Source organism: Caulifigura coniformis (assembly GCF_007745175.1).
GTDB lineage: Bacteria > Planctomycetota > Planctomycetia > Planctomycetales > Planctomycetaceae > Caulifigura > Caulifigura coniformis.
In genome coordinates this window covers 4529840-4552372 of the sequence record NZ_CP036271.1, presented here as the reverse complement: position 1 = coordinate 4552372, position 22533 = coordinate 4529840, and the positions used below count along the sequence as shown (strand labels likewise).

Genomic DNA, 22533 nt, shown 5'->3' with positions numbered 1-22533 from the left:
GCCTCGCAACCGGGGCGGCGTTTTTTCCTTGATGTCTCAGCCCGGGATGCCGATCAATGTCCGGTCGAAATCTCGGTCGTACGGACGGCCGCCCGGAGAAGGACCACTTTGAACATTTCTCGGAATTCGCTGAACTCGAGCCGCTCCGGGAATCCCTTTTTCGCCGACTCGCTTCCGCTTTCCCTGCGATTCGCCGTCTCTTGCGAGTCGCTGACCGCTTAGCAATCATCCCCACTGTCCCCGGATTTATTCTGCAGGCGGCGTTCGTTTCCGCCCCGAAATCGGTGACCGTTCCTACGCCTCGCCCGGAGTCCTGATCCTATGAGTACGAAGTCGCCCTGGCCGCAGACCCCCAAGGAATTCTTCGCCTTCGCGAAGAGCAACAACGTCGAACAGGTCGACCTCAAGTTCGTCGACATGCTCGGCACCTGGCAGCACTGCTCATATCCCATCTACGACCTTGACGAAGGCATCTTCGAGGGCGGCTTCGGCTTCGACGGCTCCTCCATCCGCGGCTGGCAGGCCATCAACGCCTCCGACATGCTCGCCGTCCCGGAAGTCTCCACGGCCCGCCTCGATCCCTTCCATGCCCGGCCGACGGTCAGCCTCATCGCCAACATCGTCGACCCGATCACCAAGGAAAACTACTCCCGCGATCCCCGCTGGATCGCCCGGAAAGGCATCGCCTACATGAAGCAGACCGGCATCGCCGACACCTGCTTCGTCGGGCCAGAACCCGAATTCTTCATCTTCGACGACATCCGATTCTCCAGCTCGCAGCGGGGATCGATGTACGAGATCGACTCCTCCGAAGCAGCCTGGAACTCCAGCCGCACCGAAGGCGGCGCCAACCTCGGCCACAAGATCGGCTACAAGGCCGGTTACTTCCCCGTCGCCCCCGGTGACACCCTCGGCGACGTCCGCGCCGACATGGTCGCCGAAATGGTGAAGCTCGGCATCGTTGTCGAAGCCCACCACCACGAGGTCGCCACCGCCGGCCAGTGCGAAATCGATATGAAGTTTACTGATCTGCTCACCATGGCCGATCAGTTCCTGTGGTTCAAATACTGCATTAAGAACGTCGCCAAGCGCCACGGCAAAACCGTCACCTTCATGCCGAAGCCGATCTACGGCGATAACGGCTCGGGCATGCACACCCACATGTCCTTCTGGAAGGATGGCAAGCCCCTCATGGCCGGCGACGGCTATGCAGGCATGTCGGAACTCGGCCTCCACGCCATCGGCGGCATCCTGAAGCACGGTCGTTCGCTACTGGCCTTCTCGGCTCCGACCGTCAACAGCTACCACCGCCTCGTCCCCGGCTACGAAGCCCCGGTCACGCTCGCCATGAGCCAGCGCAACCGCTCGGCCGCCTGCCGCATCCCGATGTACTCGCCGAGCCCCAAGGCCAAGCGCGTCGAGTTCCGCTGCCCGGACCCGGCCGCCAACGGCTACCTGAGCTTCACCGCCCTCATGATGGCGATGCTCGACGGTATCCAGAACAAGATCGACCCCGGCGAGCCGCTCGACCGCGACATCTACGAGATGACCGAAGAGGAACTCTCCCACACCAACGTCGCCTGCAAGTCGCTCACCGAAGCCCTCGAGGCTCTTGAGCAGGATCACGCTTATCTGCTGAAGGGCGACGTCTTCACGTCCGACCTGATCGAAAACTGGGTCAAGTGGAAGCGGGAGAACGAAATCGACCCCGTTCGCCTCCGCCCCCACCCCTACGAGTTCGACCTCTACTACAACTGCTAGTCGTTCCAGCAGCAGGTGCTGCCTGCGACAGTGGTGCAAAACTTCGAAAGCCCGGTCATGATGACCGGGCTTTCTGTTTTGCTGCCCTGCCAGGTTCGCCCCGCCTCTGGAGACTTTGCATGATTCGAACCGCACTGTTGTTGCTGACGGGGGCCCTCGTCGGTGCGGGGGGAGCTTCCCTCGCTCAGCAGCATGAGAAGAGCGAGTCGGTCCGGGTGATCTCCACCTCAGAAATCATTGAAAAACTGGACGCGAAAGACTCCAGCGTGACGGTCGTCGAGGTGTCTCTCGCGGCTGGCCAGGCGGGCAAGCCTCATCGTCATCCCGGTCCGGTGTTCGGCTACGTTGCGGAAGGCGAGTACGAACTGGGGATCGATGACCTTCCGACAAGGGTCTTCAAGGCAGGCGAGACATTCTACGAACCGACCGGTTGCCTGCACCGGGTCTCGAAAAATGCCTCATCCGCGAACAAGGCGCGGATCATTGCGGTCCTGATTCATCCTCGCGACGCCAAACAGATTGCCATCCCGGAAGCCGGTCATGAGTAGCGATCGCGCTCTCATCGCGGCGACCTGGATAGTGCGATTGGCGCTGTCGGCGGCGTTCCTGTCGGCCGTTGCCGATCGACTGGGGCTCTGGGGGCCCCCCGGGGCAGAAGGAGTCGCCTGGGGCAACGTTTCAGAGTACGAAGCCTACGTGGCTCGACTGAACTGGTTTCTGCCGCAGGCACTCATCCCCGCAGTCGGCTGGATCGCGACGTGTGCGGAAGTCGTGCTGGCAGTTGCCCTCCTGATCGGATGGCGTCTGCGGCTCGTTGCGGCGGCCGCAGGAAGTCTGCTGATGCTGTTTGCAATCACGATGACAGTCGCACTCGGCCCGAAGCCGTCACTCGATTACTCGGTCCTGTCCGCCGCCAGCGCTGCCTGGCTTCTGGCAGCGGTTTCTCCGGCCAGTCGGGGAAGCCGATAAGGCGCCTTGCCTGGCGTGGCCTGCATGTTTGTCCTGCTTTGGGATGCCGGGCGTGCATCCCAAAGCAAGGAGCCGGCCGAATTACTTGATGTCCTTCAGCTCCACCAGGAAGTGCAGCGTCGCATTCGGAGGAACCGCAGCGCCCGCGCCGCGTGATCCATAGCCGAGCTTGGCCGGGATCTCGAGTTCGATCATTCCCCCCTTGCCGACCTTCTGCATCCCTTCGGTCCAGCCGGGAATCACCTGGTTCAGCCCGAACGAAATCGTCTCGCCGCGCTCGTAGGAGCTGTCGAACACCTTCTTGTTGTCCAGCCAGCCGTGATAGTGAACCTCGACCGCCTGCCGGGCGGTCGGCTTGGGATCAGTGCCGGCGCGGAGCACGCGGTACTTCAGCCCCGATTCCGTCGTGGTGAATGTCTTGGGAGCATTGTCGTCCATCTTGCCGGCCCCTTTCGGGAGGCTCGGAAACGCCACTTCCGGTGCGCTGTCTGCCACGTTCTTCCCCGTTTCCTTTGGTGCTGCTGCGGCCGGCTTCTCATCCGCGGCCTGGGCGACATCAACAGTGCCGCATCCCGCCACGCTCGTCGCCAACCCGATCAAGGCCAAGCCGGCCAATCTGTTCCGAAGCATTGTACGCTCGATCTGATGAACACAATCTGCGATGTCTGAGTCAGTCAAGACCCGGCGGGCTACGACCTCAGACCGTGGGAGTAATGTAGGGCCGATTTCGCCAGGCAGCGAGAGCGCCAGATGCAATCAGGCCTACTCGAGCGCCTCCGCCTCACTCCCCTCCGGCAGGTTCACGAGCGTAATTCCGACCGCCACCGCCACCCCGCACACCAGCAGCCACGGCGACAAAGCGTCCCCCCGCAGAAGCACCCCCAGCCCCACGCCGAATACCGGCGTCGTGAAGCTGAACACGGAAATCTGCGACGCCCCATACGTCCGCAACTGGAATGCGTGGGCCGCGAAGCAGAAGCCCGAAACGACGAATCCGCCGTACAGCATCGCCCAGATCGTCGGCCACGTTGGGGCCGAAGTCGGCATCGGCTCCGTGAGAGCGCTCGCCACGAAGAACATCGCGGCCCCGAGGAAGTCGTGCCACAGGATGACCGTTCCGGGAGCGATCTGCCGCACCGCGTCCTTCGTGTAGAGCACCTTGACCCCGAGAATCAGGCCGCTCAAGAGCAGGATCAGGTCGCCCGACAGCGTCGGCGTATCCATCCCGCTCGCGGCGGTCGCCGCCGGCTTGGCCGTCGACAGCACCAGCAGTGCGACTCCGATCCCCGCAATCGCGAGCCCCAGGATCGCCCGCCAGCCGAGGCGGATCGTCCGCGTCACGAAGTGCTCCACGCCCGCCACCCAGAAGATGTAGGTGTTCACGAACAGCGATGCGTGCGACGACGTCGACCACTTCCCCCCGATGTTGAACGTGCCGATCTGCAGGAACAGGAGCGCCGCCATCACCAGCACCGGCTTCCACTGCGCCCGCGTGATCCCGATCGGCGCCCGCTCCACCAGGCACCAGGGAAGCATGAACAGCCCCGCCAGGAAGAACCTCAGCCCGCCAACCATGAGCGGCGGCAGCTGATCCACTGCGAACTGATTGGAAACCGCCGTGCCGCCCCAGAGGAAGGCGGTGGTGAGCGCCAGCGCCGTCGCGGCAGCTGTGAGTGGCTTGCCGGCCGGCCTCAACACCGGCGCGGCAGGCATCCCTTCAACCCGGCCGTCCTGACGATTCGAAGAAGAGGTCACCGCAGAGGCGCAGAGAAAGGGAGAAGTGGGAGATCGCGGCGTGGGAGCACATTGCCGACGAGACTCGGGGTTTGTTCAAAGGTTCGTAATCAAAGTGAGAGACCGAGTCTGAATCCGCGATTCGCAGCGCAGCGGCGATCTCCCTCTTCTCTGCGTCCTCCGCGTCTCCGCGGTGCGTTTTATTCCCACTCGATCGTGCTGGGCGGCTTTGAACTGATGTCGTACACCACCCGGTTCACGCCGCGGACCGAGTTGATCACGCGGTTCGACACTTTCTGCAGGAAGTCGAACGGCAGCCGCGACCAGTCGGCCGTCATGAAGTTGTCAGTGTTCACGGCCCGCAGGGCGACGACGTCTTCATACGTCCGGGCGTCACCCATCACGCCGACGGTCTGCAGCGGCAGCAGTACGGCGAACGCCTGCTGCACTTCGCGATACAGCCCCGCGGCCTCCAGTTCCTCGATGAACACGGCGTCGACCGCCCGAAGTGTCTCCAGTCGCTGGGCGGTAATGTCCCCCAGGCAGCGGACAGCCAGACCCGGCCCCGGGAACGGGTGACGCCAGATCAGCTTCTCCGGCAGCCCCAGTTCCAGTCCCATCCGCCGGACTTCGTCCTTGAACAGGTCCCGAAGAGGCTCGATCAGTTCGAATCCCAGTTCCGCAGGCAGCCCGCCGACATTGTGATGCGACTTGATCGTCGCGGCCGGACCGTCCGGATTCGCCCCCGATTCGATCACGTCCGGGTACAGCGTTCCCTGCGCGAGGAACTTCGCGTCCTTGATCGATTTCGCTTCCTCGCGGAAGACGTCGATGAACACCTTGCCGATGATCTTCCGCTTCTGCTGCGGGTCAGTCACGCCGGCAAGCTGGTTCAGGAACAGGTCTCGCGCGTCGACGACGTGCAGGTCCGTCTGGAAATGTTCGCTGAATTCCTTGCGAACCTGTTCCGTCTCGCCGCGGCGGACGAGGCCGTTGTCCACGAAGATGCACGACAGCTGCGACCCGATCGCCTTGAACAGCAGGGCCGCCGTCACGCTCGAATCGACGCCTCCGGACAGCCCGCAGATCACGCGGCTGCTGCCGACCCGCTCGCGGATCGACTGCACCTGCTCCTCGATGAACGACGACATCTTCCAGTTGCCGTGGCAACCGCAGACATTCCGCACGAAGTTCGCCAGCAGTTGTTCGCCGAACTGGGTGTGCGTCACTTCCGGATGGAACTGCAGCCCGTACAGCGGCAGGGTGTGGTGCTTCACCGCGGCGTTCGGGCAGGTGTCGGTCGTAGCCAGGACCTGGAACTGCTCCGACAGGTTCTGCACCTGGTCGCCGTGGCTCATCCACACGGTCCATTCATCCGGAACGCCGACCAGGAACGGGTCAGTGTCGGCCGAACGGACCTGGGTGTGCCCGAATTCCCGCGACAGGCACGGCTTCACCTCGCAGCCCAGAGCCCGGCAGGCGGCCTGCATCCCGTAGCAGATGCCGAGAATCGGGATCCCCAGCTGGAAAATCCCGGGGTGGGGCAGGGGAGCCCCCGGTTCGTAAACGCTGGAGGGACCGCCCGAAAGGATCAATCCCTTGGGGTTCAGTTCGCGGATCCGTTCGGGCGTCAGGTCGTGCCGGACGAGCTGGCAGAAGACGTGCTGGTCACGAACACGGCGGGCAATCAGCTGGGCCGTCTGCGAACCGAAGTCCAGAACCAGGATGCGTTCCGCGTGTGAGTCGGGGGGAGCGGGTTGAGAAGCGGCCTTCGCGGCGGAGTTCGCCATTGGTTCAGCAAATCTGTCGTTGCCTGCGGCGGAAGGAATCCCGCACTGTATTCGCGACACGGTGAATTTCAATCCTTCGACGCCCGCAACAGTGCCCCGAACCTGTAACGCCGGTCGCGCCCGCCGGCCCTCACGAGGTCGCGTCCGTATTCATTTCGTGTGCAGAACCGGGTGACGCCCTGTCGCTGGACACGAAGATTTCGTCATCCGAACGCGACGCGGCTTCCGACCGCGCGTGAGCCGCCAGCCGCCAGCCTGCGGGTCGTCTGCCCCGCCGCCGGCCCCCGAAACCAAGCCATCCAACTCCCTCCTCCTGTCCAACCATGCCCCGAAAACAAACCCAGGTGCCATAGCCGTCTCGGCTGTGGCACCTGGCGGACCAGTGCAGTGTGACGTCCCCTTCCTTCTTCCTCGCCCCCGCAGTCGGCTTTCACCTCGTCATTAACTTTCCAGCGGCGGCCACGCAGGACGAAGTCCCATTGGTGTGAACCATCACACAAGCCTGCAGGTCATCGCCCATTCCTCGGCCCCCGGGAAAACCAGCGAGCCCCTTCGCGGTCAGCCATGCCCCTTCTTACGATGGGCAAATGCCTTCTCAGCGTGAGCGAATCCTGTTTGTGACGGGCCGGCTGGCCGAACCGCTGGTGCGACGCATCACGGCTGAGGTCGCTCAGCGAATTGGCTTCGAGTACGACGTCGAAGTCGTTGGCATCAGCGTCGCCGCGCTCCTGCATGCCGAATGGCTGAGCCGCAAACTGTCGATCGACGGCCCGTTCGACCGGGTGATCCTCCCCGGCTGGTGCCAGGGCGACCTGCAGCCGCTTTCGGACCGGTTCGGACTCCCCTTCGAGCGCGGGCCGAAGGACGTTCTCGACCTTCCCACCCACTTCGGCCTGGGTGGCGCCCGGACGGTCGATCTGTCCCGGTTCGACATCGAGATCATCGCCGAGATCAACCACGCCCCCCGAATGTCGGACGCCGAAATCCTGACGCTGTCGAATCATTACCGGGGCAGCGGCGCCGACCTGATCGACGTCGGCTGCATCCCCGGCGAATCGTGGTCCGGCATCGGCCGCGTCGTCGCGATGCTCAGGCAGGAAGGTTTCCGCGTCTCCGTCGACAGCTTCGACCAGAAGGAAGTCACTGCGGCGGTCGAGGCCGGGGCGGAACTTGTGCTGAGCGTCAACCACTCGAATCTTGACTGGTCCGTCGACCTGCCGGTGGAATGGATCGCGATTCCGGATAACCCCGCTTCGCCGGAACAACTCGTGCCGATCACCGAGCGCCTGGCTCAGGCGGGCCGGCCGTTTCGCGTCGACCCGATCATCGAACCCATCGGGTTCGGATTCGCGGCTTCGCTGTCGAGGTATTTCGAGGTCCGGCGGGAACGGGCCGACTGGCCCATGATGATGGGCGTCGGGAACATCACGGAGATGTCGGAAGTCGATAGTGCCGGGCTCAACTTCCTGCTGGCCGCGGTCTGCCAGGAACTCTCGATCGGCAGTGTGCTCACGACCGAGGTCGCGAACTGGGCCCGGTCCTCGGTGAAGGAATTCGACCTCGCCCGGAGGCTGGTGAAGCAGGCCCTCGATGAACGGCGGCTGGTCAAGAAGGTCGATTCACCGCTGCTCGTCGTCCGCGACGACAAGCTGCGCCCGCAGGGGGAAGAATTCCTCGAAGCGATGAGCCGCCAGCTCAAGGACCCGAACTTCCGGATTTTCGTGGAGCGGGGCCGGATCCACGTGATGAACCGCGACGGGTACTGGCAGGGAGACGATCCGTTCGAACTGTTTGATTCGTTCTCGAAGTCGACAACGCTCGATGCGCCGCATGCGTTCTACCTCGGTTTCGAGCTGTGCAAGGCGGTAACGGCGCTGAAACTCGACAAGCAGTACATGCAGGATCAACCGCTGCGATGGGGGTTCTTGTCGTGGGCGGAGCCGAGTGCGCATGAGAGGCGGAAGAAGGAAGGCTGAGAGGCGGAAGGATGAATGGGGGTGGGGGTGCAAAGTGACCCGTCACAATCGATGGACCGTTCAAAACTGCGGCCGGTGACGCAGGAAGAGCGTCGACTCGTTGATGCCGGGATCGAACGCTTCACCCAGTGGTTCAACGTCCCGACGATCCCTCGGTATCAGTTCGAAGGGCGGCCTAGGGACATCTGTGAACTCGACTGGGTGTTCTATGAACTCGGCGGGGGGCTCTGGCACTGCGACAACGGGCTCGCATTCACGTGCGTCTGGGGAAACGTGCTCGTTCGGAGCTTTGGCTTCGAGTGGGCGGTGATGAATGAGCCAAGAGACTTTCGCGACTATCTCCTGAGCCATCCGGAAGGATACGTCCTGTTCCCGTGGATCCGGTTGTGGGAGGCGGTCGGCAACCCGGGCGGCACGCAGTTCGCGAAGTCCGCCGATGTGTGGCTGCGAATCCTGGTCGATATTGAAACCACGTCGTCCCTGCCCGTCGGATGGCATCCGGCGACTGACGCCATCCGGGAAGATCGCACTGACTTTCCAAAGCGAGTCATTGAACAGCTCGAAGAGCTGCTGGCATCACCGGAGTACCTCATGACTCTGGGGGTGTGGCCTTATGACTGGGGTGCCGATGCCGACTGGTCGGCGATTGAAAGTCATCTGCAATTGCATCTCCATGATCGGCGTCAACGAGGATGACCTTCGGCATGGAGTCGCGGCGCGAGGGATGAATGGAGGATGGGGTGGGAGGGAACTCGGTACGGAGGACTCGGTACTCGGATGGGTGAGTGCTGGCGCGGGAGATTGGGTGGGTGCCGGGTGTGGTGATCATTCGGGGACACGGCGGTAAAAGAATCCGTCCTTGATCTTCTCGTCCCGGTCGTGCACACGAAATTCGTTCGTGTGAGAAAACGAAACGCGATTGCCCCATTCATAGACGAGCAAATATCGCCCAGTGACTTTGGCGATACGACGCGCGGTTGTGACGGCTGTTGAGCGCCACCGGATGGGAATCTGGTAACCCAGCTGCAGCTCATCGCCCTCCACCCGCCATGCCCCAAGCATCGTTATCGGATTGCTGCCTGGCCGGACAACTCGGGCAGTTCCATTCGCGTAGAACGTGACACTCTGAATTGGCTTCGGGGAGTTCTGCTCCGGATGGCTCTGGAAGTCCTGAAAGACCTCCCAAGTGCCAACGAACCTGGCGTCCCCTCGCGGCCAGTACCACCAGCCTGCGGCGGCCGCCATCAGCAGCAACGCTCCGGCGATTGTCCATCGTCGGCGTTTGCGTTTCGGCTCGGGGGTTTTGTTGATCATCCCGCCTGTTTACGGACGGGGCTCGTAATTCGGTGGGCAAATTGCGCCGTGTCACCGAACAGAGATGATCCGTCACGTTCGACCGCATCGGGGACAGGCAGCGGTGCAAACTATTCGGAGGGGCCTTCCGTGTACTCCAGGACGTCGCCGCGGAATCTTCTGGCGTCGTTCAGCATCTTCTCCAGAGATGTGACGAGGTCTTCAACGCTCTCGAACTCGCCGATCACCGAGTCCTTTGTCCAACCCTCCGGTTGACAGTCTGTGTAGAACGCTTCGTGTAAGCCGTACCAGACGCCGTTCTGGTCGGCGTGCCTCATGATCCTGTAGTTCCAGCCCATATTCGCCTTCGTTTTGCTTGACGCGAACACGACCGCCACCGTCGACGAGCGTGGTACGGCGTCTAGCCGTTCAACGTGCGCTGTCACGCCGTTGAGAATCGTCGCAAGGTCTCACCCCGCAAAGCGATCCAGCCAGGCGCGCTCTCGTCCTGACACGCCGAATTCTGCCCTGCGCGCAACCTCGCCCATGAGGGTAGAGAGTTCGTTCTTTGGCAACCTGAAACAGATGAGGGATCACTCCGCGAAACGGAGTGAAAGACGACCACAAATCTCGTCACACATGTCATACATGTCACAGGTCCAGAATCTCAATGATTCAGACCATTTTCGGCTGTCACAGGTCTCGTCACAGGTCGTCACGGGTCTCAGCCCCACGCCGGGGCTCCACCAGGGGGGAACCGGTTGCGGTGTGCAGCCTGAAGGCTGGGCTCCAACGACAAAAGCCCCGCGGAGGGGACCCGCGGGGCTTTCAAACTCCAATGTCATCTCACGCCCTGTTCAGGCGTGAGCCGTTTCCTGGGTCTCGACCGGAGGAGCCGTCGGCGGCTGGAATTTCGGGGCCGAGGCGACCTGTTCATCGCTCTCGACGTTCGGACGCTTGGCTGCGGGAGCCGGCGTCGAGTCTTCACGGCTGACTTCCTCTTCGAACCCGCGGAGACCCTTCTTGAACTCGGTCACGCCCTTGCCCATGCTCCGCGCCACTTCAGGCAGTCTCTTGCCAAACAGCAAGAGCGCGATGAAGAGGAACATGAGCATTTCCCACTGATTGATCCCAAGCATTGGACGACCTCAAGACGTTTCGAGCTGCGCGGCCATGCAGGCAGCTCGGAGAAAACTCGCCGTGTCACGCGTCCCACGTATTCGGAGCGTCACGAGGCGGCGAAATGACCCCCGCGAGGGCGAAGGTGTCCACTCATGTGCTCGCAGGGCAAGCGAGACGACGGAGCGGCTGAATTCGGATTCCGACAGGCGAAAACACCTGACCAGGGAAATTCTAAACTTGCACGTCTCGAAGTCAATTGGTTTGAGGCGCCGGCTCGGCCGTTCCTTCGGCAGCCTCGTCCGGCGCCATGTCCGGAAGCAGCGGGCGTCGATCCGGATTCCGATGGAAAACCGGCAACGTCCGGCCCTGTTCATGGAAGCTGGCAACCAGCCCTTCGGTGGTGGCCACCAGAATCCGGTCCGTCAGTTCGTTTCCGTAGTGAATTTCAAACTGCCGCATCGGGATGCTTCCCGTCACGCGTCCTGTGGCCAGCTCCAGAACCAGCAGCTTCCCGGCCGTGTCGAAGGCGTAAACCCGGTCGTCGCTGGCTGCCGTGAACTCCGTCGCGGCCCGCTGCCGCCAGATCTCCGCGCCCGACTCGGATTCCAGGCAGAAAAGCCCCGCCCGCGTCGGCGAGACATAGACGCTGTTTCCGATGGCCCGGGGACGAAGGAGGACTTCGGTGCCAGCCGTGAATTCCCAGCGGACTCGACCGCTGTCGAGCGACAGGCCCGTCATCCGGCCGTCCGATGTCGGAATGAACAGAGCATTCTGGTTCCGCCCCATGGGAGTGCGGATCGTGCCCGTCGTTTCGATCTGATAGCGGAGCGACCGTTCACGGGCGTCCACGCCATACAGCGTTCCGCGGCTGCTCGTAAAATCGACGACCGTTCCATTCGAAACGATCGCGTTGATGGCTTCCGGGGTCTTGTAGCGCCACACCTGGGCCATATGGGTGTAGGCGGGCAGCTTTCGCTTGCTGAACAGCTCCCGGATCGTCCGGAGGCTGTAGGCGTACACGCTGCCATCCGTCGTGCCGACATACACCTGGTTGGAATCGATTTCGGGCGTGCAGCTGGGATGCCCCGGGAGCCGCAGTTCCCACATCGTTTCGCCAGTCGACTTATTGAGCGAGAACATGTTGAGGCCGACCGCGACGACGACCTCCGTCTCGTTCATGACGGCAGGGAAGGAGCGGTGCTTCGGGCCGCCCAGCAGAACCGACCACAGGATGCGGCCTGAGTCGGCGCGGAACGCCGTGAACAGCCCCTGGCGAGACTGGACGAGCACGACCTGCTCATCGCTGCGGATGTGCTCCAGCTCGTCCTGCTTCGAGTCGACCACCGCGCGAGCCCACCAGCCGTTCACCAGGCCGATCCGTTCCAGATCCCTGGTGTCGGGAAGTTCCTGCGCGAAAGACAGCGCGGGAGCGAATCCGGCCAGGACAGCCAGGGCGCAGGCAAGAGGTCGAATGGTCATGGCAAGGATCTCAAACGGGGTGGTGAAGCCCCGGGCAACCGGATGACGGTTTGCAGCATCCTTGCCGCGCTGACTCTCCCGACGTCGAACATCGCAGGCGAGTCAGACGACGCAACGGGAGCGAGACGCTCCGGCTGCATCCTCCATCATGGGCGCACGAAGGACGACAGAGAAGGCCAGAATCCGTTCCAAGTATCGGCGACGAAACAGAGAAATGCTGAGCGCCGGACCGGGAACAGGCACGGAGTTGGGAGGAAACCCGCCCGCTCCCGTGCGCTTCGGTACGAGACCACTGGAGTCCGCCGTCGGTGCAACCGTCGCGACAGGGAGGACCGGAACTGCAGACGCAAAAAAAGCCCCGCGAGTCTGCCTCGCGGGGCCTGTTGGCAGCGGATCAATGCGTCTTCCGGCTTTAGCTTTCGGCGGTCGAAGCGGCCTGGGCTTCTTCGAGCCGGAGGGGCCGGTAGCCGCCGAGGGTCTTGAAGTAGACCATCAGGAGCAGGTAGACGGCAGCCATGGTGGCCGGGATCAGCGAGTCTGTGACGAGCGTCCGGCGGTCGCCTTCGATGCTGGCATCGAAGATCGCCCGTTCGTCCGTTGACAGTGCCGACAGGGCCGCCTTCGGATCAGCGTTGCCGGCGGCAACCTCCTTCTTGCGGGCTTCATCGAGCTTATTGTTCACGTCGCCCAGGCTGGAGGCCTTGATGGCGGTCGCTTCGAAGACCCGCATGAAGCGGCTGGGCTTCTCGGACTTGTTCGCCTCATAGAGCGGCTTGTTCGCCTCGGCCAGCGCTTCGGCGGAGTACTTGTCCTTCAGGAAGCCAAGGCCGGGAGCGCCGACCAGGCCGGCGGACATCATGCCGATGCCGCCCATGATGCTGATGGCGATGGCGCCCGTCCGGGGGAAGCGATCGCTCGCGACGGCAAGCATGGTCGGCCAGAAGAACGTCTTGCCAATGCCGTACACCGTGAGCGCCAGCAGGGCGGCTCCGAACGTTTCGACGCGGCTTGTGAGGTTGAGGCCGATGCAGGCCAGGACCGCACAGACCAGCAGGATGCCGACCGGGGACAGGCCGAGCTTCTTCTCAATGAAATGGGCACAGAACCTCAGGGCGAACATCACGGACGACGTGAAGACGAAGAGGATCTTGCCTTCGCTCGACGACAGGATGTTGCCGGTGATGCTCTGGATCCAGTTGTCGGTTCCGAGTTCCACGGCTCCGACCATGGCATGCGTCACGAACAGCACGAACAGGAGGAGCGAGCCGAACGAGAACTTCGTGATAAAGGCGATCGCGACGAGCAGCAGGCCGCCGACGAGGTAACCAAGGTTCGAGCCCATCGAATCGGCGCTGGCGATCTGCTCGGGCGTTGCGTTGGCAGGCGTGAGCATCGGCGTCAGCAGGCTGCTCGAGAACAGCGCCAGGAGGAAGCAGACGACGAGGCCGCCGAGAATTCCGACGTCCTTCAGCATGTCGCCCAGCTTGAGGCCCTTCTCGGCCGCTTCCGATTTCGGCATCCGCTGGCCGAGGAACATCAGGCCATAAATGACGGTCGGAATCAGGAAGATCGCGAACTGCTGCTTCCAGGGAAGCTCGAGGCGGTCGTCGAGAACCCAGCCACAGGCGCCGCCGATGATCATGCCGGCCGGCCAACTGGCGTGGAGAATGTTGAGGTAGTGCGTGCGGTTATTGGGGAAAAGCGTGGCCACCAGCGGGTTGGCGACGGCTTCGAGCGTTCCGTTGGCGATGGCGAAGATGAACGCCCCGAGGAACAGCATGTTGTAGGCGTTCTCGGGGGTCGCCATGAACGTCACACCCGCTGAAGCGATGTGCATCAGGAACGCTGCGATGACGAGTTTTCCGTAGCCGATGCGGTCGGCGATGATGCCGCCGATGATGATTCCGAAGCAGAATCCCGTGAATCCGGCACCCGAGATTTCACCGACCTGGGTGGAGGTCAGGCTGTATTCACGGGCCCAGTTGTCGAGGATGCCGCCGCGGATGGCGAAGCCGATGCCCGCGGCAAAGATGGCCATAAAGCCGGCCCAGAGGAGCCGAAACGCGTTCGGTGCAGCAGGAGCCCCAAGGTCTTGGGAGGGTTGGCTCATGGAGAAGTTCATCCGGAGGCTGGAGGAGTCGAATCCACAGGTGAGCGCCGCGCAGCCGCGCGGAGGCCGGCATCGTACAGGTGAAATTCACCGTTTTCCAATAGGATGCTCGACGATTCGCGTATCCTCAACGCGTCCGAATTGCGTTGAACGATCAGGCAGGATCGTCCGGCCGGATACCGCCTTTCCCAGACTTCGCAACCGGCACCCGCCAGGCATTGAAGGAACGATGGAATCATGCCGAAACCCGGCGCAGAGTTGTTCGACGTGCTCAGGGGGGCCCTCGCAACCGCGCAGAACGAGGCCGCAGCCATCCACGAAGAGGCCCGTCGGATCGACGACGAAATGGCGGCCCTGGTGACCCAGAGGTCTGAAGCGGTTGTTGAACTGGCGCGACTTGTCCTCCCGGAACTGAGTCGATCCGCCGTGGAAGCAGGCTTCGCCGACGTCCGGCAGGACCTCCTGACGATCGTGGAACGCAAGGAACGGCGCGCGAAAGAGGTGGGAGAGCGACTGGGCCGGCTGCGATCCACGGCCGCGGATGCTCGCGCCAGGTGGGAGGCGGCCCTGGCAAAGTCCCAGGCCGCCATTCAGAAGCAGGCCGAAGTGCAGTCGGAACTGGCCCGCACTCTCGAACAGGACGCCCAGTTCCAGGAGTTGTCCCGCCGTGCTGTGCAGTCCGAGATGGAGTTGAAGCGGGACGAGGAACGGGTCGCTGAGATCGCCAGGGAATCGCGGGAAAAGCTGCCCGCGTACGAACAGAGCCGCCTGTTTCAGTATCTCATGGGGCAGGGCTATGGGACGCCCGCTTACCGGGGACGCGGACTGATCCGCCGCCTCGATCGCTGGGTCGGACGCCTCGTGGAGTTTGACAAGGCCTCGCGAGGCTACCGGTTCCTGCTGACCACGCCAGGCCTGATGGACACCGAGACGGCCCATCGCAGGGCCGAGTTCCACGGCCTGATGCAGCGAATCGAAGAGATCGAACGCGATGCCGCCCAGCGGCTGGGAGTCGCCGGAACCGTTGCAGCCGTTCAGGATGCGTCGAACGCTCTGGAACGGGAGGCCGCACAGATGGCGGACGCCGAGGGGCGCGTGCAAACCGCTGAGCAGGAGTTGGCGTCGCTCGACCAGGAGCAGGGGCGGTTCTACGAGGAGGCCCTCGGACGCCTGAAGAACTACCTCGCGCAGGCAGAGACAGGCCTGCTCGAGCGACGAGCAGCGGCGACCCCCGATCCCTCCGATGACGAAGTCACGCTCCGGATTCGGGTATTGAACGACGACATTGCGGCCATGCAGCCGAGGCTCGCGCGCCAGAAGGAACGAAGCATCGATGCGGGGCGCGTCAGCGAGGGGTTGGCCCATCTGGCGCGACGTTTCGAACAGGCCAATTTCCACGAGTTCCGCTCGCAGTTCGCGGAGGGATTCGACATGTCGAAGTCGATCGCCCTGTTTCGGCAGGGTGCTCTCTCTCGCGACGAGTTCTGGGATGCCATCAAACGGCACCAGGAGCGGATTCCGACGGAATTCGAGAAGCGAGCTTCTGAGTCGATCGCCCGGGCGATGAAAGACCCGCTCAGCGGCGCGCTCGTCGAGGCGATGGTCAACGTGGCGGGAGCGGCCCTGGGGGCATCCGTCGGGCGGAGCGTTTCGAGGCGCGAGGCCTTCGACGGCCGGCGGGGAAGGACGAATTAGGTCGAATCGTCTACGCAGCGGACGCCGATCCGACCGACCTCAGCGCGGTCCATCATCCAAAGACGGTGAATTCCGCACAAATTCTCCAGATTGCGGAGAATTTCCCGGGGGCCGGGCGCATCAGACAACCGGCGGCGCGTTGGTCGGGGGAAGTCCCGCGACGCACGGACCGTAATGTTCCGCCGCAGTCCTCAGACTCGCAGGATGGTTTGAAATGATTCGATTTGCAGCATTCGCGCTTTCGATGAGCCTGAGTGCAGCCGCATTCGCGGCTGACGAACCGAAGCCAGCTCCCAAGCCGGAACCGCCGAAGCCCGCTCCCAAGGCTGATGAAAAGAAGCCTGTCGACCCGGAAGTGGCTTTCAAGCGGATGGACTCTGACAAAGACTCCAAGCTGACGCTGGAAGAGTTCAAGGGCAAGAAGAAGGGTGACGCGCTCGCCAAGGCCGAGACCCGCTTCAAGAAGCTCGACAAGGACAGCGACGGCAAAGTGACGCTCGAAGAATTCAAGGCCGGCCAGGGCAAGCCCAAGAAGAAGGCCTGAGGCCAGACGGAAGCAGTTTACGATCTCACCGGGCCAGAGAAGTGGGGGGATCGAATTCTGTTAAGCGAGACGCCCCGTTTCATGCACCCGTTTCGACGGACATGACCCGGGGCGATTCGCATTTTCAGGGCCCGTCTCAAACTGACCCCGGGACCATCGATCAAGTTGCCCAACGGTGACCACGATTCGATTCGTCCTGCTCTCGCCACCGGAAGCCCGCAGGTGAACTCCTCTCCCGACGGGTCCCCGTTCGAACCGCATCCCTTCAAACGCTTTGTTGCATTGCTGTCGCTTCGACGACGCCGGGATCGCGGGCCGGTGTTCCGGGTTCGGATGGGACCACCTGGCGAAAGTGGCGGGCCATAGGGCCCGAAGCCGAAGAATGCCGGACTTCCGCGAGGCCGGCGACACGGAATGGTGTGCAGCAGCCCCCGCAACGGCCGGGGAGGAAGAGGAGCCCTTGTTTTGACCCAGGCGTTCAGGCGGCCGAGCGCTTCGCCTGGGCTCTCGCCGGATGCGTGACGATATAGTCATCGAGACCGGCCATGCGCGGCGTGAATTCGCCGGTATGGGTCAGCGTGTAGCCGAGGTCCTTGAGGAACTCAGCGCACTGGCGATCGATTCCCGGGACATGGGCGTCGTGCGTTGCCAGCAGCAGGTGAGGATGGTGCGACTTCAGGGTGCTGACTGCCCCTTTGAGGACGTCCAGCTCGGCGCCCTCAACGTCGATCTTGATGACGTCGGGCACTGGCGCGCCCTTCGCGATCTGGCCGTCGATCGACACGCACTGCACGTCGACCTTCTCGACGGAAGGACCGAAGAAAGACGAATCCACGTAGGTGTTGCTGCCGGTCAGCACGGGGTCGTTCGTGAACTGGACGACCTTTTCGGTGTCCGCGACGGCATACGGCAGGAGCGTGATGCGATCCAGGCCTGGACGGCGGCGATTTCGACGCAGGTGTTCTTCAAAGATGGCGATATTCGAGGCGATCGGCTCAAACGCCAGAATGTGGCCTCGGGTGACGATTGTGCTGGCGATGAAGGAAAAGTATCCGGCGTTGCCGCCGACGTCGTAAAAGACGGAGTCGGGGGTCAGCCAGGAGCGAAAGCGGTCAATCACCTCCGGCGACTCATGGGTGCCCAGCAGATAGGTGTAGCTCCGCGTCGTCGTCCACTGGTAGCCCTTGAGGGGCTGCTCCATCACGCGGATGAACCTCCGGCGCAATCCATAGCGTGCCAGTTTGATCCACGCACGTTTGAGACTCGCTCGACCGCCCTGCATCGCAATTCCCTCCCTGCGTTCGCCCATCCCGGAGGGCGATTCCGCGCCGAACCTAGGCCATCCACCGAAGTTGTGTCAACGCGGGTTCACGCGCGTGCAGGCCTGTCCCTCGCCTGTTCGATGCGAGCGGTGGCCGGTAGCATCCGCTGCCAGGAGAGACAGCCGGCGCGGGGCGATCGGCGGACGCGTGGCCTTCCTCGTCGGCTTTACTGAACAGGGGCGCACAGACACGTGAATGAACGGCTCCGGATCGGCATCCTCGTCGATCGTCTGCAGATTCCGGCCTGGGCGTTCCGGATGCTCCAGATCCTGCAGGACAGCGGCGACGTGGAGTTCGTCCTGATCGTCCAGAACACGCCTGAGCCTCCCGCGAAAGGCGGACTGCTGAAGAAGGTGTGGCATCACTTCGGCCAGCTCGGGTACCTGCTGCTCGAAAAGCTGGAACGCAAGCTGTTTCGGGTTCGTCCCGACGCCTTCGCACTGAATGACCTGGCCGAATTGCTCCCGGACACTCCTGTCCTGGACGTCGAACCGTTGCGTGGCCGCTTCAGTGACACCTTTCCCGAGGACGCGATTGCCGGGATCCGGTCTCAGCAGGTCGATGTCCTCATCCGCCTCGGATTCCGGATCCTGCGCGGCGAAATTCTGAACGCGGCCCGGTATGGCGTGTGGTCTTTTCATCACGGCGATAACCGGGTGAATCGCGGAGGTCCCGCCGGCGTCTGGGAAGTGCTCCTCAACTGGCCGACGACCGGTTCCGTGCTCCAGATTCTTACCGAAGACCTCGACGGTGGAAAAATCCTTTTCCGGTCTCAGTCCCGGACCGATCACCTTTCGATCCGGCGGAACCGGAATGTGCTCTACTGGAAGACGCTGATGTTCCTGCCGCGGGCGCTGAAACAGCTGCGGCGGATGGGGCCGGACGCATTCTTTCAGCACGTGGACCGTCTCAACGCCGCTCCGATCCTCTATTCGCAACGGCTCTTCACGACTCCCACCAACCGGGAGCTCCTCACGCTGCTGCCGCGGCACGCGGCCCGCTGGCTCGGGCTCAAACTCAGGTCACTGCTGTTTGTCGACCAGTGGTTCGTACTTTATTCATTCTCGAAGCGGCCCGGGTATTCCTCGTCCATCTGGCGGTTCAGGGAACTCACGCCGCCGAAAGACCGCTTCTACGCCGACCCGTTCATCGTGCAGCGCGAGGGAGCGTACTACCTTTTCATGGAGGAACTCCGGTACACGAATAACCGGGGCTTCATCTCCTGCTGCAGGATCGATGAACGGGGGGCGGCGACAGAACCGGTCCCCGTTCTCGAGCGCCCGTACCACCTCTCCTATCCGTTCCTGTTCGAGGTCGGAGGGAACTTATACATGGTCCCCGAATCGTCTCAGAACAAGGCGATCGAGCTGTACCGCTGCGTTGAGTTTCCGCAGAAATGGGAGAAACACTCCGATCTCATGCAGGATGTTTCGGCGGTCGATGCCACTCTGCACGAGGAGGCCGGACGCTGGTGGATGTTCGTCAACATCCGCGAGCAGGAGGGAGCCTCCTCGCTCGACGAACTCTTCCTGTTTCACGCCACCGACCCGCTGGCCGGCGACTGGACGCCCCACCCGATGAATCCCATCGTGTCGGATGTCGCCTCGGCACGTCCTGCCGGGAGAATCTTCCGCCACCAGGAGAAGCTCTATCGGCCGTCCCAGGACTGTGCCCAGGGGTACGGATACGGCGTGAAAATCAATGAGATCGTGACGCTGACCGAATCGGAATATGAGGAGCGGACCGTCACCGGCATCGAACCCGACTGGTCGCCGGGCGTGCGCGCGGCGCACACGTTCAATTTTGAAGGCCGACTCACTGTGATCGACAGCGTGCGGCGTCGCTTCAGGTTCGGTCGCCGCTGACAGCCCGACGGAGTTGCCTGCTGGAATCGCTTGAGGTCTCATAACGGCGATCAGCGGCCGTCGCCGACAGGGCAGGCGGGCAGGGGACCTCCTGGAGGAGTGCTGAAATGGCAAGTGGACGATCAGTCCGGATGCTTCTCGGTGTTCTTGCGCTCTTCGGAGCCCTTTCCGCCCGGGCGACGGCTGCGGACCAGCCAGCACCGCGTGTGCGGCGACCGAATGTCATCCTGTTCCTTGTCGATGACATGGGCTGGCGTGACTGCGGTGTCTACGGCTCGACGTTCTACGAAACTCCCCACATCGACGCGTTTGCCAGGAAGGCGATGCGCTTCACGGACGCCTACGCGCAGCCACTATGCTCACCGACACGGGCCAGCCTGATGACTGGCAAATACTCCGCCAGGCATGGCATCACCTCCGCAACGGGTCATCAACCGCCGCAGCCAGAGGGCTTCCAGTTCCTGCCCGAGACCGCCCCGCCAGGGCAGGCGATGCGGACCCCCGTGAGCAAGAACTACCTCGAGCCCTCCGAGTACACCCTGGCGGAGGCGCTCCGCGACGCCGGATATCGCACGGCTCACATCGGCAAGTGGCATCTGGGACTGACGTCGCCGCACTGGCCTGAGCAACAGGGGTTCGAGATCGCGTTTCATTGTCACCCTGATCCGGGTCCTCCCGGAGGCTACTTTTCCCCCTACGGCGTCAGGCGGACCGGCGAGCCTAAAGGCCAGTTGCGAGTCGGCACGATCACCGATGGACCGGATGGCGAATACATCGTCGATCGGCAGGCCGAGGAGGCGGTCAAGTTCATCGAAACCAGGTCCGACAAGCCGTTCTTCTTGAACCTTTGGTGTTACGGCGTCCACGGGCCGTGGGGACACAAGGAGGCCTACACCCGGGAATTCCAGGCCAGGATCGACGCGAACGCCCGGCAGAAGAACCCGATCATGGCGTCGATGATGCGGAGCGTGGACGAGTGCTTCGGGAAGATTCTGGCGGCAGTTGAGAAGAACGGGCTCGCAGACGACACGATCATCGTGTTCAACTCCGACAACGGGGGGAACGTCCACAGCAACACTGCCGGCGATGCGGAAGCGAGGCCCCGACGCGCACCAAACCCCGCCCTGGCCGACTGGAAGAAGTGGGCCGGCAACGAGGCGCCGACCAGCAACTGGCCGTTGCGCGACGGTAAGGGAACCCTCTACGAAGGCGGAACGCGCGTCCCTTTAATGTGGAGTTGGCCCGGCAGGATCGCCGCGGGAGCGACGAATGCTTCCGTCGTCGGGCACATTGACCTCTATCCCACGCTCCTCGAACTGGCAGGCATCCCGCGGCCGAAGCAGCAGCAGATGGACGGTGAGAGCTACGCGAGCGTCCTGCGTGGAACCGGACCGATCGCACGTGACGCTTTCTTCAACTACTTCCCGCATGGCCGAAGCCCGGGCCGGGCCGGCGGCGTGTGGGTGCGCCGCGGGGATCGCAAGCTGATTCGCTGGTTTGGCACGCCACCGGAACAACGCTTTGAACTCTACGACCTCAAGGCGGACCTCGCCGAGACGACGAACCTCGCGGCGACGTCATCGGAAGAAGTCCGGCAGTTGGACGCTCTGATCGATGATTTCCTTAAAGAGACCGGCGCCACGTCTCCACGAGACAATCCGGCGTTTGAAGCGCAATCCCCCTCGCGCTGACGTGGCACGGGGCGTCAAATCCGAACGCCGTCTGTTCGGTGATCCTGAACAGGCGGCGTTCGAATAACGGCGACTCGGGTTCGAGCATTAGAACCGGACAATTCCCACCGGCTGCCGGACATACACCCATCCCGATGGCGTCCACTTCTTCACCACCACGAACTGCGGCTGGCGAAAGCCCCCATGAAAACCGTGCCCGAAGAATGGGCCATGGTGATGATGGTGATGGCCATGATGTCCGTGGTGGTGGTGATGATGATGATGCGACGGATGACGGCTCGGAACGAATGGGCCGCTTGCGAAAGACGAACTGGTCTGTACGACGACGATCAGGCCCAGAAGGGCCGGGAACAGTTGGCGGAACATGAGTGAAACTCCTGGAAGGCGGTTGAGCGGGCCGCGCGGCCCATGCCTTCAGGACGTGAGTTTCAAACCCGTGTTACAGGCAGTCGTTTCTCCACGAAGCGGGTCCTGAAACCGAAACATGCACGAGCGCCAGCAGGTGGCGTCGGGCATGTGGTTGAGGGAACTGGCCGCGTCAGCGGAATCACCAGCCAGACTGGATCCAGACGTTCGGCGTCCCGATTGAGATGCCGTTGGAGTATCCGTAGGGGTACGGATACGGCTGGATGCGATACGTCGGGTACCGGTATCCACCGCGCCAGCGATTGTGGTGGTGGTGGTGATGATGATGACCGTGGTTGTGGCCCCATCCGCCGTGATGGTGGTGGTGTCCGTGATGGCCATGCCCGCCGTGTCCGTGATGGCGGGGAGAGGCCTGCGCGTTGGACGGCAGAAAGGCGATGCCAGCGGCGAGGGCTGCGAGTGTGAAGATGGTTTTCATCGAACGTCCTCCAGTTCATTTCGAGTGGCGGTTGCAACGGGCAGGGTTGAAATCACCCGGCGACTGCCGCCTGTCCTTGGTCGTCGCTGAAGCTGACGAAATTGAAAGCAAAACTGGTGTTCGACATGCCGCAAAAACTGCTGCTTGCCACAAGACTCGACTGATTGGGCAGTTACGATTTCCGTTCCGGATGAGGCGATTGCGTGGCGCGCACCGACGATGCGACAGAGCGCCGTCGAACTGATTGCGTCGAACGCCCGGATCGGGCCGTCAGAAGGAGTGCGAGGAGCGTCCTCGAAGCCCGGTCGCTCCGAACGCAGCGAAACGTCGCAAGGCGA

The 22533-nt window shown here is 62.8% G+C and carries 20 protein-coding genes; 9 read left to right on the top strand and 11 right to left on the bottom strand.

The annotated features are described in order from the left end of the window. Positions 1 to 321: 321 nt before the first annotated feature. The 3 genes from glnA to Pan44_RS18370 all read left to right on the top strand — a co-directional run bounded on the left by glnA (position 322) and on the right by Pan44_RS18370 (position 2730). On the top strand, positions 322 to 1761 hold the full coding sequence (gene glnA / locus Pan44_RS18380; RefSeq protein ID WP_145031903.1) for a type I glutamate--ammonia ligase: 1440 nt from the start codon (positions 322 to 324) through the stop codon (positions 1759 to 1761). Between the two features lie 119 nt (positions 1762 to 1880). Next, positions 1881 to 2309, top strand: coding sequence for a cupin domain-containing protein (locus Pan44_RS18375; protein ID WP_145031900.1), 429 nt, complete (start codon positions 1881 to 1883; stop codon positions 2307 to 2309). Continuing rightward, positions 2302 to 2730 (top strand): MauE/DoxX family redox-associated membrane protein, encoded by a 429-nt coding sequence (locus Pan44_RS18370; protein WP_145031896.1) that lies wholly within the window; start codon positions 2302 to 2304, stop codon positions 2728 to 2730. Before Pan44_RS18375 ends, Pan44_RS18370 begins: the two co-directional genes overlap by 8 nt. An 81-nt stretch (positions 2731 to 2811) precedes the next feature. Here Pan44_RS18370 and Pan44_RS18365 read toward each other — a convergent pair whose 3' ends face one another. From Pan44_RS18365 to guaA, 3 genes are all read right to left on the bottom strand, one after another. Then, on the bottom strand, positions 2812 to 3360 hold the full coding sequence (locus tag Pan44_RS18365) for an FKBP-type peptidyl-prolyl cis-trans isomerase (RefSeq protein WP_145031891.1): 549 nt from the start codon (positions 3358 to 3360) through the stop codon (positions 2812 to 2814). A 132-nt stretch (positions 3361 to 3492) separates the two neighbouring features. Then, complete coding sequence (locus Pan44_RS18360) at positions 3493 to 4485, bottom strand: DMT family transporter (RefSeq protein ID WP_145031888.1); 993 nt, start codon at positions 4483 to 4485, stop codon at positions 3493 to 3495. A gap of 179 nt (positions 4486 to 4664) precedes the next feature. After that, complete coding sequence (guaA, locus tag Pan44_RS18355) at positions 4665 to 6254, bottom strand: glutamine-hydrolyzing GMP synthase (RefSeq protein WP_145031885.1); 1590 nt, start codon at positions 6252 to 6254, stop codon at positions 4665 to 4667. A gap of 587 nt (positions 6255 to 6841) precedes the next feature. On the opposite strand from guaA, the gene Pan44_RS18350 reads away from it, so the two are divergent. Together Pan44_RS18350 and Pan44_RS18345 are read left to right on the top strand one after the other, a co-directional pair. Further along, positions 6842 to 8230, top strand: a complete 1389-nt coding sequence (locus Pan44_RS18350) for a DUF6513 domain-containing protein (RefSeq protein WP_145031882.1) — start codon at positions 6842 to 6844, stop codon at positions 8228 to 8230. Between the two features lie 51 nt (positions 8231 to 8281). Further along, on the top strand, positions 8282 to 8926 hold the full coding sequence (locus tag Pan44_RS18345; RefSeq protein WP_145031880.1) for a hypothetical protein: 645 nt from the start codon (positions 8282 to 8284) through the stop codon (positions 8924 to 8926). A gap of 129 nt (positions 8927 to 9055) precedes the next feature. On the opposite strand, the gene Pan44_RS18340 is transcribed toward Pan44_RS18345, so the two are convergent. The 5 genes from Pan44_RS18340 to Pan44_RS18320 form a co-directional block, all read right to left on the bottom strand. Then, positions 9056 to 9544: a hypothetical protein gene (locus Pan44_RS18340; protein WP_145031876.1), complete on the bottom strand. Its 489-nt coding sequence runs from the start codon at positions 9542 to 9544 to the stop codon at positions 9056 to 9058. A 110-nt stretch (positions 9545 to 9654) separates the two neighbouring features. Next, entirely contained in the window at positions 9655 to 9882 is a 228-nt protein-coding gene (locus Pan44_RS18335) for a hypothetical protein (RefSeq protein WP_197453442.1), read from the bottom strand. 498 nt (positions 9883 to 10380) lie between these two features. Next, entirely contained in the window at positions 10381 to 10662 is a 282-nt protein-coding gene (locus Pan44_RS18330) for a Sec-independent protein translocase subunit TatA/TatB (RefSeq protein ID WP_145031869.1), read from the bottom strand. Between the two features lie 235 nt (positions 10663 to 10897). Next, the gene (locus Pan44_RS18325; RefSeq protein ID WP_145031866.1) at positions 10898 to 12124 is read right to left on the bottom strand and encodes a PQQ-binding-like beta-propeller repeat protein; all 1227 of its coding nucleotides are present in this window, start codon (positions 12122 to 12124) and stop codon (positions 10898 to 10900) included. 412 nt (positions 12125 to 12536) lie between these two features. Beyond that, complete coding sequence (locus tag Pan44_RS18320) at positions 12537 to 14234, bottom strand: MFS transporter (RefSeq protein WP_197453441.1); 1698 nt, start codon at positions 14232 to 14234, stop codon at positions 12537 to 12539. Positions 14235 to 14471: 237 nt separating this feature from the next. Between Pan44_RS18320 and Pan44_RS18315 the strand changes: the two genes are divergently transcribed. Together Pan44_RS18315 and Pan44_RS18310 are read left to right on the top strand one after the other, a co-directional pair. Beyond that, positions 14472 to 15929 (top strand): coiled-coil domain-containing protein, encoded by a 1458-nt coding sequence (locus Pan44_RS18315; RefSeq protein ID WP_145031863.1) that lies wholly within the window; start codon positions 14472 to 14474, stop codon positions 15927 to 15929. Positions 15930 to 16143: 214 nt separating this feature from the next. After that, positions 16144 to 16473 carry an EF-hand domain-containing protein gene (locus Pan44_RS18310; protein WP_145031860.1) on the top strand — a complete coding sequence of 110 codons (330 nt, stop codon included), beginning with the start codon at positions 16144 to 16146 and terminating at the stop codon, positions 16471 to 16473. Positions 16474 to 16951: 478 nt separating this feature from the next. Here Pan44_RS18310 and Pan44_RS18305 read toward each other — a convergent pair whose 3' ends face one another. Next, positions 16952 to 17755: an FkbM family methyltransferase gene (locus tag Pan44_RS18305; protein ID WP_197453440.1), complete on the bottom strand. Its 804-nt coding sequence runs from the start codon at positions 17753 to 17755 to the stop codon at positions 16952 to 16954. 231 nt (positions 17756 to 17986) lie between these two features. On the opposite strand from Pan44_RS18305, the gene Pan44_RS18300 reads away from it, so the two are divergent. After that, positions 17987 to 19660, top strand: coding sequence for a glucosamine inositolphosphorylceramide transferase family protein (locus Pan44_RS18300; RefSeq protein ID WP_145031854.1), 1674 nt, complete (start codon positions 17987 to 17989; stop codon positions 19658 to 19660). Positions 19661 to 19767: 107 nt separating this feature from the next. Continuing rightward, positions 19768 to 21351, top strand: a complete 1584-nt coding sequence (locus tag Pan44_RS18295; RefSeq protein WP_145031851.1) for a sulfatase — start codon at positions 19768 to 19770, stop codon at positions 21349 to 21351. 87 nt (positions 21352 to 21438) lie between these two features. Here Pan44_RS18295 and Pan44_RS18290 read toward each other — a convergent pair whose 3' ends face one another. Continuing rightward, positions 21439 to 21717 (bottom strand): hypothetical protein, encoded by a 279-nt coding sequence (locus tag Pan44_RS18290; protein ID WP_145031848.1) that lies wholly within the window; start codon positions 21715 to 21717, stop codon positions 21439 to 21441. Between the two features lie 181 nt (positions 21718 to 21898). Continuing rightward, on the bottom strand, positions 21899 to 22195 hold the full coding sequence (locus Pan44_RS18285) for a hypothetical protein (protein ID WP_145031845.1): 297 nt from the start codon (positions 22193 to 22195) through the stop codon (positions 21899 to 21901). Positions 22196 to 22533 lie beyond the last annotated feature (338 nt).